The sequence below is a fragment of the Sporosarcina sp. A2 genome, assembly GCF_050858885.1.
Lineage (GTDB): Bacteria > Bacillota > Bacilli > Bacillales_A > Planococcaceae > Sporosarcina.
Window position 1 is genome coordinate 2470058 of sequence record NZ_CP193898.1, and the last position, 13825, is coordinate 2483882.

Annotated in this window: 15 protein-coding genes; 6 read left to right on the forward strand and 9 right to left on the reverse strand. The window is 42.0% G+C overall.

Translation table 11 applies throughout. The annotated features are described in order from the left end of the window. Positions 1 to 40: 40 nt before the first annotated feature. Complete coding sequence (locus tag ACRPI0_RS12565) at positions 41 to 463, forward strand: YugN family protein (protein ID WP_432353020.1); 423 nt, start codon at positions 41 to 43, stop codon at positions 461 to 463. Between the two features lie 66 nt (positions 464 to 529). On the opposite strand, the gene ACRPI0_RS12570 is transcribed toward ACRPI0_RS12565, so the two are convergent. Continuing rightward, positions 530 to 988 (reverse strand): helix-turn-helix transcriptional regulator, encoded by a 459-nt coding sequence (locus tag ACRPI0_RS12570; RefSeq protein ID WP_432353021.1) that lies wholly within the window; start codon positions 986 to 988, stop codon positions 530 to 532. 151 nt (positions 989 to 1139) lie between these two features. On the opposite strand from ACRPI0_RS12570, the gene ACRPI0_RS12575 reads away from it, so the two are divergent. Continuing rightward, complete coding sequence (locus ACRPI0_RS12575; RefSeq protein ID WP_432353022.1) at positions 1140 to 1718, forward strand: YdcF family protein; 579 nt, start codon at positions 1140 to 1142, stop codon at positions 1716 to 1718. A gap of 63 nt (positions 1719 to 1781) precedes the next feature. Here ACRPI0_RS12575 and ACRPI0_RS12580 read toward each other — a convergent pair whose 3' ends face one another. Together ACRPI0_RS12580 and ACRPI0_RS12585 are read right to left on the reverse strand one after the other, a co-directional pair. Then, positions 1782 to 2219 carry a GatB/YqeY domain-containing protein gene (locus tag ACRPI0_RS12580; protein ID WP_432353023.1) on the reverse strand — a complete coding sequence of 146 codons (438 nt, stop codon included), beginning with the start codon at positions 2217 to 2219 and terminating at the stop codon, positions 1782 to 1784. Between the two features lie 373 nt (positions 2220 to 2592). Beyond that, positions 2593 to 2775 carry a YkuS family protein gene (locus tag ACRPI0_RS12585; RefSeq protein ID WP_432353024.1) on the reverse strand — a complete coding sequence of 61 codons (183 nt, stop codon included), beginning with the start codon at positions 2773 to 2775 and terminating at the stop codon, positions 2593 to 2595. 144 nt (positions 2776 to 2919) lie between these two features. Here ACRPI0_RS12585 and ACRPI0_RS12590 point away from each other — a divergent pair, with 144 nt between their 5' ends. Beyond that, complete coding sequence (locus ACRPI0_RS12590) at positions 2920 to 3618, forward strand: hypothetical protein (protein ID WP_432353025.1); 699 nt, start codon at positions 2920 to 2922, stop codon at positions 3616 to 3618. A 39-nt stretch (positions 3619 to 3657) separates the two neighbouring features. On the opposite strand, the gene ACRPI0_RS12595 is transcribed toward ACRPI0_RS12590, so the two are convergent. The 4 genes from ACRPI0_RS12595 to tatA form a co-directional block, all read right to left on the reverse strand. After that, on the reverse strand, positions 3658 to 4104 hold the full coding sequence (locus ACRPI0_RS12595) for a GNAT family N-acetyltransferase (RefSeq protein ID WP_432353026.1): 447 nt from the start codon (positions 4102 to 4104) through the stop codon (positions 3658 to 3660). Between the two features lie 66 nt (positions 4105 to 4170). Continuing rightward, positions 4171 to 6114 carry an FUSC family protein gene (locus tag ACRPI0_RS12600; protein ID WP_432353027.1) on the reverse strand — a complete coding sequence of 648 codons (1944 nt, stop codon included), beginning with the start codon at positions 6112 to 6114 and terminating at the stop codon, positions 4171 to 4173. A gap of 331 nt (positions 6115 to 6445) precedes the next feature. Then, on the reverse strand, positions 6446 to 7345 hold the full coding sequence (gene tatC, locus ACRPI0_RS12605) for a twin-arginine translocase subunit TatC (protein WP_432353028.1): 900 nt from the start codon (positions 7343 to 7345) through the stop codon (positions 6446 to 6448). Positions 7346 to 7353: 8 nt separating this feature from the next. Beyond that, positions 7354 to 7554, reverse strand: coding sequence for a twin-arginine translocase TatA/TatE family subunit (tatA, locus tag ACRPI0_RS12610; RefSeq protein WP_430286321.1), 201 nt, complete (start codon positions 7552 to 7554; stop codon positions 7354 to 7356). Positions 7555 to 8140: 586 nt separating this feature from the next. Here tatA and ACRPI0_RS12615 point away from each other — a divergent pair. The 3 genes from ACRPI0_RS12615 to ACRPI0_RS12625 are packed head-to-tail and all read left to right on the forward strand — an operon-like array spanning position 8141 to position 11699. Further along, positions 8141 to 8890, forward strand: coding sequence for a DeoR/GlpR family DNA-binding transcription regulator (locus tag ACRPI0_RS12615; protein WP_432353029.1), 750 nt, complete (start codon positions 8141 to 8143; stop codon positions 8888 to 8890). Continuing rightward, complete coding sequence (gene pfkB / locus ACRPI0_RS12620; RefSeq protein ID WP_432353030.1) at positions 8887 to 9816, forward strand: 1-phosphofructokinase; 930 nt, start codon at positions 8887 to 8889, stop codon at positions 9814 to 9816. Before ACRPI0_RS12615 ends, pfkB begins: the two co-directional genes overlap by 4 nt. Continuing rightward, complete coding sequence (locus tag ACRPI0_RS12625; protein ID WP_432353031.1) at positions 9813 to 11699, forward strand: PTS fructose transporter subunit IIABC; 1887 nt, start codon at positions 9813 to 9815, stop codon at positions 11697 to 11699. The genes pfkB and ACRPI0_RS12625 overlap by 4 nt, the downstream gene beginning before the upstream one ends. 48 nt (positions 11700 to 11747) lie before the next feature. Here ACRPI0_RS12625 and ACRPI0_RS12630 read toward each other — a convergent pair whose 3' ends face one another. Both ACRPI0_RS12630 and ACRPI0_RS12635 read right to left on the reverse strand, forming a co-directional pair. Continuing rightward, positions 11748 to 12449 (reverse strand): SDR family oxidoreductase, encoded by a 702-nt coding sequence (locus tag ACRPI0_RS12630; RefSeq protein WP_432353033.1) that lies wholly within the window; start codon positions 12447 to 12449, stop codon positions 11748 to 11750. Between the two features lie 180 nt (positions 12450 to 12629). Then, positions 12630 to 13679 carry a permease gene (locus tag ACRPI0_RS12635; protein WP_432355954.1) on the reverse strand — a complete coding sequence of 350 codons (1050 nt, stop codon included), beginning with the start codon at positions 13677 to 13679 and terminating at the stop codon, positions 12630 to 12632. Positions 13680 to 13825: the final 146 nt, after the last annotated feature.

The window sequence follows — 13825 nt, forward strand, 5'->3', positions numbered from 1 at the left end:
GGTAACTTATAGATAATTAACGGGAAAGAGGTGGAACTCAATGAATGCTTTGAAAAGTGAAATAGAAGGTAGGACGGTCATCTACGGAAATGCATTAAAATTATTTAAACACGCAGGTATGGATATTGGCGGGGGCTGGGAATACGATCATGGCATGTTCGATACGATTTTGTACAAGAGGAAGGAAACTACAATTTATTTACGTGTCCCTTTCGTTGTAACTAAAGGTGACCTCGACTCGTCTAGTGCAATTATTCGTTTCCAAACACCATTTATTATTAAACACGTTATGAACATAGGATTAGATGAAGAGGAAAGTTCTACGATGACAGTGACTGGATTAGAACAGTTTTCAACACCTGAAGATCCAGGTGCACATATTGAACACAAAGATGAGTTTGCGATTGACGCTCATAAGAAGCTCGATCAGATTGTCGAAGACGCCACGTTCAGCGCTGTCTAATTCCCCGTACATAAAACATAGTCGGATAAAAAAACTGCCTCGGCAACAGAATGGCAGTTTTTTAGGTCATCGACTACTTCTGGTAAGTTCCTGAAAACGTTTGTTAACCTCGGTTTCATCAAACGTGCTAAACCAAACGTAATCTTCTTTGTCCAATATACGGTAGTGCTGGCTTATTAAATTCTGCTGGATTCTGTACGCCTTCTGGCTCTCGACTTCTTTCCACCATACTTTTCCACCAAGCGTTTTTCCTTTTGGACGATCAAGTCCATTATGGGCAATCGTTCGAATCACCTCTAAGGGCGCATCTCCAAGAAGCGATTGTATGATTTCACTATCGACAAAAAGAGCAACCATCGACACGACAACCGTCCAGCTAGCCAACGTCCGCTCTTTCTCAATTTGAACAAGCGTTTTTTTAGAAATGCCTAATATAGTTGCCATGGTCTCTTGGGAATAGCCCGCTTCTGTACGAATAAGAAGCGCGCGGTGAGAAATTAGCTCAATGATTTTTTCTGAATTCACTCTAGACCCTCCGTTTCCGAGTGTGTAAAAGTACACCTATTGATTAAATTATACAAACAGCGTTCAAATTAGGCAACTTGTTCAACCTATTCCCGTCAAGTTAGCACTAATGTAAAATTATTCAATAGGTTCAGGGAATGGAGAGATTCTTTTGAAAAAGGGGAAACGTCTATTGATAGTGTCATTTATAGGAATATTCGCATTCGCTACATTTTGGTTCACAACCGGCCAAGTGATGAAACAAGCACAAAATAAGCGTGCAAATGGCAGCGTTACATATGCTGTTGTACTAGGGGCTAAAGTAAATGGTACAACACCTTCGCTTTCCCTCAAGTATCGTTTAGAATCAGCACTGTCATATGCACAGCGACATTCAAACGTAATCCTTGTTTTATCAGGTGGTCAAGGCCCTGATGAAGGTATCAGCGAAGCACAAGCGATGATGAATTTTTTAACTGCACATGGATTCCCTGAAAACCGGATGATTTTGGAAGACCAATCCACTTCCACATACGAAAATTTGATCAATACAAAACAGCTGATCCCAGATGAAGAAACTCATCTCACCCTAATCACAAGTGACTATCACGTAGCACGCGCAGGTATACTTGCCAAAAAAGTAGGATTTGAGTGGGATGCAGTCCCTGCTAAAACTCCTAAAGTCGTTGAAGCAAAAGTACGTTTTCGCGAACGTCTAGCGCTTTTGAAGACGTGGGTCGTAAGGAAGTAGTGTTGGTACTTTCTGAATACAAAAAAACTATCGATGTCCATATCGATAGTTTTTTTGTACTCATTAGCTATTTAGATATTCTTTAACTGCTTGCGATACAACTTTTCCTTCTGCACTACCTGCTGTTTCTTTCATAATTCGACCAACTACCGGACCCATCGCACTGTCTTTACTTATTTCAAGTGTGGCCATAAGTTCTTTAACTTCATCTACAGAAAGCTGTTTAGGAAGATAGTGTTCGATAACAGTAATCTTTTCTGTTTCTGCTGCAACGATATCTTCACGATCTGCTTTTTGTCCTTCTTCAAGTGATTGTTTCGTTTGCTTCAACTCGCGCTGAACCACTTTCAACTCTTCCTCTGCCGTCAGTTCACGTTTAAGATCGAGCTCTTGGTTTTGAATCCCTGCACGTAGTAAGTTGATGACACCTTTTTTCACGGTATCCTTTTCTCTCATCGCTGTTTTCATATCAGCGAGTAGCGTTGTTTTTAGTTCTGACATCTTGATCCCTCATTTCAGAAAGTGCGTTCCTCCTTAGTATACAAAAAAAACAGCATCTCTACACATGCATTGCTTAGAATGCTTTTTGAATCTCTTGGACAGCAGTATACAAACTGAGTTCCAATGCATTCAAAAAACTTGTCACTTCGCTCATTTCTTTTGCAGAGGCAGGTTATTGTTCTGCAACCACGACAATCCATTCCACGTCTTAATGAGATTATTAGCGATCTAACGCTCTGATGGGTGTCATGAGAGTCATACATAGTCTAGGGATAAACAATTTAGTTTCTTCAAGTGACACCTATACCCTTCCAATTAAATGCGAGCATAAAAAGAGCACGAACGAATAATCGCCCGTGCCCATTTTGTATGTTTATCTTGAGAGTCGTTTTTCTACGTCATCTACAATGTCTTGTACTGAGTTTCCTTCCACGCTAACAACCGGGAAGTCATACTGGTCTACATTTACATCGCTTAATGCACGGACTACGCCAAAATCGTATCCACTGACTTGCTCGTCGGACTCAAACATCTTCACTTCAATTGTACTTTTCACTATAGTTTGTTATTTCCTATTGCATCAAGAAATAAACCTTTTTCTCTAAAGAACTATTGCAAGTTGGGTGATTCGAAGCAGATTCAACTAGAATGCAGCAGGGTATCTTAACAACAGGCTTTTAAACGAGGATGTGTGCTTATCGTGTTTGGGATTTCCGATTTTATATCTCTTGTCATTTCAGTATTCATCATACTTCCTATTGTTGTGTTCATTCGTGAATTGGGGTATCTGCCTGTAACCTTTTTGTTAGGTGTTAAAAATCCTAGACTAACAATTGGGTCAGGGCCGAGGGTTTATCAATTCGGTGTTTTTGATATTCGAAAGTATTATCATACATATAGTTGGTTTTCATTCGATCGCATTAAACGGACAAGTAACTTTTCTTACATTCTCTTATACTCTTCACCTATCCTAACGAACCTTATCGTCACGCTAAGTCTCAACACGCTCATTGCCAATGGGTATCTAGAAGATCAGGTTCGTTTCTGGAATCGTTTTATGTTCTATTCTGTGTTCTACCTTCTTTTTGATGTAATTCCAATGATCATGACGAACGGAAAACCTAATAATGGGATGATTATCTATGAACTTTTGCGTTATGGAAAGCGGGTGGATTATAACAAAGATGATTTAATCCCTTCCACCTCTCAAGTTGATAAAGAATATGAGATAGAAATGAAAGAAATTGAAACCATTCAAAAGAAGGTCAAAGAGGATACAGATTCGTCACCTTCTGATGAACAGATAGAATCAGAGGTCGTGAAGAACAATTTACAGGATGATGTTACGGAGACAGTAAAAGAAATCGAAAAAGAAGAGGTAAAAAAAGAGCAGAAATAGTAAAAGGAAGGAGAGCCAGTATTGGCCTCCTTCCTTTTGTTAGGGCTTCACCATGATGTGTTCCCCATTGATATCACGTTCTTCGATGAATTGAAAACCTAGTTTCTGATAAAGCCTCACTGCACCTTCATTTTCAGGATAGACACTTAAATAGATCTCTTGAGCTCCGTATTCTTTTGTTACAGTTTCGACTAGTTTTCTCATAAACAGCGTCCCATAACCTCTTCCTTGGAACTGTTCGTCAATCAGAAGGCGATCAATCCAAAGCCGCCCATCGACTCCTTCGCCTTTGAAGAATCCATACATCGCGAACCCGACGAGTTTCCCTTCAGCATAAAGTCCTACAGGCTTAAACTGTTTCCATTCCACGGAGTCTTCCAAACATTCATAAGGCGTTTCTATATAATCTTTTTGCGACTGGGCAACTTTCAATTGGAGGATATCCCGATAGTTCGTTGCCGTTACGTCATGAATTTCAAGATTCACGACTTTTCAACCCTTTCTGTTGCAAAATAGTAGTTACTCACATTAACATGCGTGATGTCTGAGATGTTATTTCTGCAGGTTAGGTTTCGCGCGCTCATCTTCTGTTCGAATCAGTTCAAATTCTTCAACAGTTTCAAGAAGCATACTCAAAATAATTTTGTTTTCCAAAATAGATTCACTCTCCAGTAATAGGTGGAGTTCTTTGACTAGCGCAGTATACGAAGTGCCTGTTTCCCAACACGTTTGAAGTTGTTCCAGAATCTCCACAGATTGAATAGAAATATCTTCTTTCATACCGTGCATTTCTTTCCACATTAGTAGTTCATAGAGAGTATTGTTGGCGAGGCGTCTAGGTGCAAACAATTCATCTGCAACATCCTTACCCGCAGCCTGAAGGTTTACACGCGCACGCTCTTCAACCATCGTACTGAAGATTAACAAGTTCTTCATACTGTGGCTACCGATTGCTGCGTTGCCATTGATGGCTTCCTTCGCTTCTATAATCATTTCCTTAAGGATATCATTCGCCATTTCCCCAAGAGAAACATTGGCATCCGTCATTTTATAAGGAAGAACGAATCGGTTAATGAGTAATGCGATACAAACACCGACTAAAACCATCACTAACCGTTCAACAGTTAGGAATTGTGTTTCTCCTGTAATAAGCGCTACTGAACCTATGGCAGAGAACGTCACTAAGATTGTACTGTAGCGGTATACTTTAACATAACTCATTAAATAACCTGCTAATAACAGCAAACCTGTACGCATCGCTGTTGCATGGAAAATCGAGAAAATAATCCAGACAAGCGTTGCACCGACGATTGTTGCAAAAATCCGGTCGCGTATTTTCTTATGGGATTGCTCATAAAACGGAATGATGACCGACAATACAGTAAACATCATCCATCTACCCTCATTTAAATTGAAGAAATCCATTAAGAATCCTGATATCGCGATACCTGTAGCGATACGAATTGCATAGGACATCTTAAGCGATGATACATGGCGCGGAGCTGACCTCAAAGTCAGTTTCTTGAACTTCAACGGAATTTCTTCGATTTTACGAGTAATCTTACGTTTTTCAGGAGCTAATTGCTGTAGCGCAAGTAAGCTATCCGTAAAGTAATCGATATTGTTTAACAGTCTCAACTGAGTTGAAGATTGTGGAGCCGCTGTGCGATAACTTTGCAACACTTCTTCAGATGCTTTACTTAGTTCTGCAGCGTCTATCTCTTTAGAAGTTCCTTCTGCCACTTTGTTCAAGATCATGCGGACGTCTTGAATGACTTGTCCTTCCGCATGTCTAGGCTCTAACGAATTCAAGAGTGTGTCAATTTTCTCAAGCGCAGCCGTGATAGTTAAACGCAGTCGTCCCTCTTCGGTCAGATAGTAATCCTCTTCCCTTTGGTCATAGATCATGGAGCGTAGTGATCCAATCGACTTTCGAATAGCTGTGTCCATGTCATCTGCTTCTTCTCCTGCAAGTCTCTTATCAATTTTCTCGAGAAGTGACGAGCAAACACTTTTAATAATTGGATCTCCATTCTTTGAAATCCGCTTACGATTAACAATCATTTGTAAAGCCATGATTGAGATGGCCCCAAACACGAGTCCCGCAAGACGTAGTGGTAAGTCTCCACCGCTAACAGGTATTGCAAGTAAGAATAGGTATTGCAGTGAAAATGGGAAATACAATGGGTTTTTCAAGTTGAATATTAAGGTATAACTAATGATGAACATCATCACGAAGTTGATAGGAATTGCGGTCCAAACAGAGAATCCTGTAGCAAACGCAGCAATTCCTGTCATTAGATTCAGTGCAGAAAATTTAATCGTGTTTTGTACGGGGTGAATGGTCAGATCCCGTTCAAGCAACATGAGCATGGCAGTAATCGTGGAAACTCCTACCAATATATTATTTTCCCCAAAAACTGCGCTGAATAATATAATGTATACGACCATTCCTACAAACAATAATGTGTTGCTTATTATAGTTTTCTTTGTCATCGTTTCTCTCCTTACTATTCATGATTGTTCTGCTAATTAGAGACCAGATTCCCTCCAACTTTAACATTAAACCATATATTTCACTAAGAGAAATGCTCGTCTCTCATGTACTTCATTTTAGCTAAACATTTGAGAATTTATACTCTGTTCCTTTCTTATAAGACACGTTCAGAGGAACCCTTTAGTTGACGAGCCGAGACATACCATGTTCCCATCTACGTGAAAAACAGTTTCGTTTGAATGACCGCACTTTTTAAATTTCTCTACAGTCGGACTACTTGTTTATAAAAAAAACCCGCTTGAAGCACATAATGTGCAAAGCGGGATTTCTTTAAGCTGCATCAGCAGCTTCTAACTTTTTTTCTGTTCGCATGACTAAGTATATACTCGCTTCGTATAGACCAATCATCGGTATGAGAATAATGAGCTGACTGAAAAAGTCAGGAGGTGTAATGAGTGCTGATGTCACACCGAGCACTACATATGACCACTTTCTCACCTTTTTCATAGAACCTGATGTAAGAATTCCGATTGCGGAAAGAAATAATGCAACAACCGGTAATTCAAACAGTAATCCTATCGGCATAGTCGTCAACAATAGAAAACGAGCATATTCTTGTGCTGAAACCATGACGTCAAAGTTCATCTCACCGAGTGATACTAAGAAGTTGTAACTGAGTGGATTCACGATATAATATCCGAACGCCAGTCCAGCTACAAACAAGATTAGAATTGCTGGAGAATACAGACTAAGGAATCGACTTTCCTTTTCGTTCAAACCAGGTTTTACAAACTTCCATAAGAAGTGGCAAAGAAATGGAACCGAAAATCCAAATGCGAGAGCAGCAGAAATGGTCGTGTAAAACGAAATGACCTCCATCGGACTTAATACAATTAGCTTGTATCCCCGTGTTATATAGGGGAACCAAACATTAATAGTACTAAATGCCGCGATGAAGAAAACTAAGAAAACAACTATACTTTTGATCAGTTGCTTTCGTAACTCTCCCAAATGCTCTACCAGATTAGACTCTCCTTCTGTTTCTTCTTCCGGATCTTTAGGACGAATGTTTGTAGGATAACCGTTCTCATCGACATAAGGTGTTAAATCTGGTGTTTGCAGTGTTTCTTCTTGAGCAGCATCAGACTTTTCTTCAAGTGATTTCTCAGCATCTTCTTTATTCATTTCATCTAATGGATTTAGTTGTTCACGATCACTATTAGAATCCATCTTCTCACCTACTTCTCCGTATCTGAAGTTTTCTTAACTGCAGGCTTTTCTTCGTCATCGTCCATGATGTCTTTTGCAGATTTCTTGAATTCTGCAAGCGTCTTACCTACAGCTGAACCAACTTCAGGTAATTTACGTGGTCCAAACAAAATAAGTACAATAACAAGTATAATAATTAACCCTGGTACTCCGATAGCTGCTAAGTTCATATTTTTTCTCCCCTTTCAAATTAGACAATCCCATCAACTAATAGCTGATGGTTTCAAACAAATATCAACGTGATACAACGGTTATTTCCGAAAGTACCACGCTTAAAGTAAACCTGTTCTGCATCCATGGCAAAAAGAGATGATTACTTCTTTTCATTACCCCTTTTAGAGACTTCAGGAACATAAAAACGAAATTAATTTCATGTTTCTTCATATTACTTGCACAAAGAACTGGTCCTTTGATGGACTCACTCACTCTCCATCAGTTATATCCCGATTCCCTTACATTTAATCGAAGACGCAAATTTCGTATTGATCACAATCCAATTGGCCTGTGTACGCTAAACGACACTGTCACATCTTTAGAGACCCTTGAAGAATTGTCGAACCTTGTCGATAGGGACACTCTATTTTAGCAAAGCGTACTAAAGCGGTCAATAACTATTTCGATTCTTGAAGTATTAAATTAGATTTTATTTTTTAATTACATTTGAATGATATTGAACGTTTTTGGAATTTTATGATTGATTCCAGAATACTCTAGGTATATGATGGATTTAAGAATATCGAATCTGGAGGTGTTCATATGTTGGAATCTGAACGGCACCATCTAATCTTAAAACTGCTAACCCATAATCAGACGGTTAGATTACAAGAAATAGCAGATGAAACAGGTTCCTCGGAGTCGACGATTCGACGAGATTTAATAGAATTGGAACGTCAAAAAAAGTTAAAGCGTGTTCATGGTGGTGCAGCGAAGTTGCAAGGGAAATTGCAAGAATCCACAATGTCTGAAAAAACATCTAAAAACCTTCAAATAAAACAACAAATTGGTTGTCTAGCTGCTTCGCATATCGAAGAAGGCGATACTGTCTATTTGGATGCAGGCTCCACCGTTTTTGAAATGATTCCGTTTCTTCCCTCTTCGATTATCGTTGTGACAAACGGTATTTCTCATACGGATGCTTTACTTGCAAGGGGATGCAAAACGATTCTAACGGGTGGTATCGCAAAACCTTCCACAAAAGCTTTAGTTGGAAGAGGTGCTGTCCATAGTCTTCAACACTATCGATTCGATAAATGCTTCCTTGGTGTGAATGGGATTCATCCAGATTACGGATTTACTACACCTGACGAAGAAGAGGCACAAATAAAAGAACTTGCCATCAAATTGTCTAGAGAAGCTTTTATATTGGCAGATCACTCTAAGTTTCAAGAAGTGGCCTTTGCGAAGTTCGCAGATTTACCTCAAGCAGTTGTGTTAACGACGAGCGAGAGTTCTGAGTCGTTACAAACGTTCCCGAAAAACACGAAATTGGAGGTGCTAGAGGCATGATCTATACAGTAACACTGAATCCTTCACTCGATTATTTACTGACGCTCGATTCTCTATCACTTGGTGCGCTCAACCGCTCCACTTCAGATCATTTTTTAGCTGGTGGAAAGGGCATCAATGTCTCTCAAGTGTTAACAACTTTCGGTGTTCCTAGCAATGCGCTTGGATTCACTGGAGGTTTTACAGGTCTAGAAGTGGAACGATTACTACAGAAGGCAGGTATTTCCACAAATTTCATAGCCGTACCAGGAGAGACACGCGTCAACGTAAAATTACGTGCTGCTGAAGAAACCGAAGTGAATGCTGCAGGACCCGTAATTGACCGACTCCATTTTGAAAAATTGAAAGCACAAGCCAAGAATCTAGCAAGACATGACGTGCTCGTTCTCTCGGGCAGTATTCCGGCTTCACTTCCAGAAAATACGTATGAACAGTTCGCTAAATTGTGCAGTGAGTCGGATATCCGCTTCGTTGTTGATGCTGAAGGCGCTTCTTTACTGAAGACATTGCCCTTCCGTCCATTTCTGATAAAACCGAATCATCATGAACTAGGTGAAATGGTCGGTGCTGACGTACATTCCTTGCTAGACGCTGTAAAGCATGCGAAAACACTCGTAAAAAAAGGGGCCCAGCAAGTCATCGTATCTCTCGCTGGTGAAGGGGCTGTGTATGTTAGTGAAACCCATTCTCTAATTGCAAATGCACCAAAGGGTGTGGTTTGTGGCTCGGTTGGGGCTGGTGACTCTATGGTTGCAGGATTTCTAGCTGCTCTTGAACAGGACGAAACAATTGAACAAGCATTTAGAACGGGAATCGCTTCTGGGAGTGCCACAGCGTTTTCCGATAGATTGTGTACGAAAGAACAAGTGGAAGCGCTACTACCGCAAGTTGTCCTAACACCATTAGAGGGAGGGAATGAACAATGAGAATTACCGAATTATTAACGGCTGACACGATTTTACTGGGGCTGCAAGGAACTGACAAACCATCGGTCATCGACGAACTGGTAGATGTACTCGATCGAGCTGGCAAACTGAATGATCGACAAGCATTTAAAGAAGCGATTTTGCATCGTGAGTCACAAAGTACAACGGGTATCGGAGATGGAGTCGCAATCCCCCATGCGAAAACGGGTGCAGTGAAAGTACCTGCCATTGCTTTCGGACGATCTGAAGTCGGAGCTGAATATGACTCTCTCGACGGTCAACCCGCTCATTTGTTCTTCATGATAGCTGCTGAAGACGGTGCCAATCGCATGCATTTGAAAGCGCTCGCACGCTTGTCGACGGTGTTGATGAATGAGGAAGTTCGCAAACTGTTGCTCACAGCTTCGACGAAGGAAGAGATTTTGTCACTGATTGATGCACATGATCAGCCTGATGAGGAACCTGCGACTTCGACACCGCCACCTCCAGTCGACTCATCCAAACCTTATGTTATCGCTGTAACCGCTTGTCCGACAGGGATTGCCCATACGTATATGTCTGCAGATGCATTAAAGAACAAGGCAGCGGAACTTGGGATTCCATTCAAAGTTGAAACGAATGGATCTGGCGGTGCTCAAAACGTATTGACCGCTGAAGATATCGAACGTGCAACAGCCGTCATCATCGCTGCAGATACCAATGTATCGATGGGCCGTTTCTCCGGAAAGCATGTGATTGAAGTTCCTGTTGCGGAAGGCATTCGTAAGCCAAAAGAATTGCTTGACCGGGCTGTTGCGCAAGATGCACCTGTGTATAAAGGTAGTTCGTCCGAAACAGGAAATGAGACTACACCATCAAAAGGAATCGGTTCTACGATTTACAAGCACTTGATGAGCGGTGTATCGAACATGCTACCATTTGTAATTGGTGGCGGAATACTCATTGCGATTGGATTCCTATTTGGACCCAATTCGTTTAATCCAGACGATCCCACTTACAATGCATTCGCTGCTGTATTAAATACGATTGGCGGCGGAAATGCGTTTGCTTTAATGGTTCCTGTACTTGCAGGGTTCATCGCCCTCAGTATTGCAGATCGGCCAGGATTCGCACCGGGTATGGTCGGTGGATTGATGGCAGCAACAAGTGGAGCTGGATTCCTTGGTGGAATCATAGCCGGATTCCTCGGTGGGTATTTAGTGGTTGGATTGAAGAAATGGCTTTCCTCTCTTCCTCCTTCACTCGACGGTATTAAGACGATTTTGCTCTATCCATTACTCGGAATCGCGGGTACTGGACTCATTATGCACTACATTGTAAATACACCATTCAGCGCGCTCAACACCGCTATTTCAGGATGGTTGACTGGTCTTGGTACAGGAAACGCAGTCCTTCTAGGTATCGTTCTCGGGTTGATGATGGCGATTGATATGGGTGGCCCCATCAACAAAGCAGCCTACTTGTTTGGTACAGGATTACTAGCAAGTGGTGTCTATGAACCTATGGCTGCGATCATGGCAGCTGGGATGGTTCCGCCTTTTGCGATTGCTATCGCTACAACTGTATTTAGAAACCGATTCTCTCTTCAACAACGGGAAGCGGGTAAAGTGAACTACATTATGGGAGCATCATTCATCACAGAAGGTGCCATTCCATTTGCTGCAGCAGATCCACTGCGCGTTATTCCATCTGTGATGGTAGGTGCAGGAATTGCTGGCGGATTATCAATGGCATTCAACATAGGCTTGCAAGCCCCTCATGGTGGAATCTTCGTCTTCCCTCTTGTTGAGGGCAGTTGGATGCTTTATCTCTTGGCAGTAGTTATAGGATCCATCGTGTCCGCGATCCTACTCGGTATTTTGAAAAAGCCTGTGGCATCTTAAACTTAAAAAAAGTCGACTTCGCGAATTGCGAAGTCGACTTTTTTCCAATTAAACCGGTCGTATTGTGATTTCATTGACGTTGACGTAATCCGGTTGCGTAACAGCGTAGACAACGGCTTTCGCGATGTCTGCCGTTTGAAGTTTCTTTCGATCGCCCCAATCATATTGCTCACCTAATCGCGTGTCAACCATGCCGGGTGAAATGTTGGTCACGCGGACACCCGTTTTTGCGAGTTCTTTTTCGAGTCCCATAGAGATTGCACGTACAGCAAATTTAGTAGCGCTATAGACGGTACTTGTTTTCGTCACTTCCGTTGCCGATACAGATGAGATGTTAATGAGATGACCCGCCCCTTTTTCGAGCATGGCTGGGAGGACGGCGTTAATGCCGAACAGTACGCCTTTGATATTGACGTCAATCATCTGCTCCCACTCTTCGGTTTTACCGGAGCGCACGTCCGCTGTCAGCACTTGCCCTGCGTTGTTCACGTAAATATCAACGCCACCGAACGTTTCAGTCGCTTTAGCTGCGAGTGATTCTACATCAGATTGACTCGATACATCCGTCTGTACGACGAGTACGTTGGCCCCAGCGTCTTGAAGTTGTTTTGCAAGGTTGTTCAACTTTTCAATACTTCTAGCCGCAAGAACCACATTCGCTCCTTGTTCCGCGAGTTCCTTCGCAATCCCTGAGCCAATCCCGCTGCTTGCACCTGTAACAATTGCAGTCTTCCCTGTTAATGATTTCATCCGAAACCCCTCCTTTAGTCGTTGAGGTGAGTGTATCATACGACTGGAATGACTACATGGATGAGGACTTTTTCTTAGATTGACCAAATCACGAAGTTCAACGTCTCTGACTATCCGTAAATGGATTTAAGGAATGACACAAAAAAAACCGTCTCCAATTTGGAAACGGTCCTCTGATTATCACAAAATATAATTTCCCACAATCCCTGCTACAACGCCTAACACAACGACAGAAGCACTGACGAAAATAAGCACGCGTTTCGGGAAGGACTTTGAAACGAGCAATAATGACGGCAAACTAACGGCTGGTAACGTAAGCAATAACGCAGCTGCTGGCCCGCCTCCCATTCCATACGCCATGAATGTCTGAATGATTGGGATCTCAGCGGCTGTCGGAATGACGAACAGCATGCCGCCAATCGCAATTAGCACCAACAATATAATGGAACTTCCTGTCGCTTCGCCTAATTGCGGGAATAGCCACCCTTTCACTGCACCCATCAACAAAACGGATAGGAAGTATGCAGGTAAAATATAAAGTGTCATCCTACCGAGGCTCTTCAGCCAGCGCATAAGGAACGCCCCCTGTTCTTCCTCAGCTGCTTGTTGCAATAGCTTTTCCGTATCGACGGGTTGAACAGCAGGTACGAATCGGTTCGCTAAGTAACTCACACCAAACGTCAAAATGAGGCCGAACACTAACCGAAGCACGGTAAACTTCCAAGACAATACGAATGTCATAAACACAAGTGCCGCTGGATTTAATGTCGGATTTCCTATCCAAAATGCAAGTGCTGCACCTACGGATACGTTCTTTTTACGCAGACCTACTGCAACAGGCGCTGCGCAGCACGTACACATCATACCGGGTACGGAAGCTAATCCACCCGCGGCCGTGCTCGCGAATGTGGTTTTCCCCAGAACTCGGATAAGCCAATTTGTCGGAAGCAATACTTGCAATAATGATCCTAAAAGTATTCCGAGTACCGCCGCTTTCCATACCGCAGCAAAATACGTCACTGCGTAGTCCCAAGCTCCTCCAAAAGAAGCCGATTCCGCTTTGCCCGGCTCGGACCCTAAGATTGAATCCCCAATGGAATGTGTTGAGATAGCAATTATACTTTTGTTCACATACGGCATCCATTTGACGTATGTAAGACCGATAATAGCAATTGCTAAAAAGATTAAGCTATATAAAACAACTCTTCTAGACTGAGTTTGATGATGCATATCTGTCTTATTCACACAACTACCTCCACCCAAAAAATGAACAACTGAATAATTATAGCACTTCTACTCACTGGGCGCTTCGTTCCTTATTAATAGAAAACTCCAACATTCGTACTTCCAGCAAAAAAATCTTGTACTGCGGAATT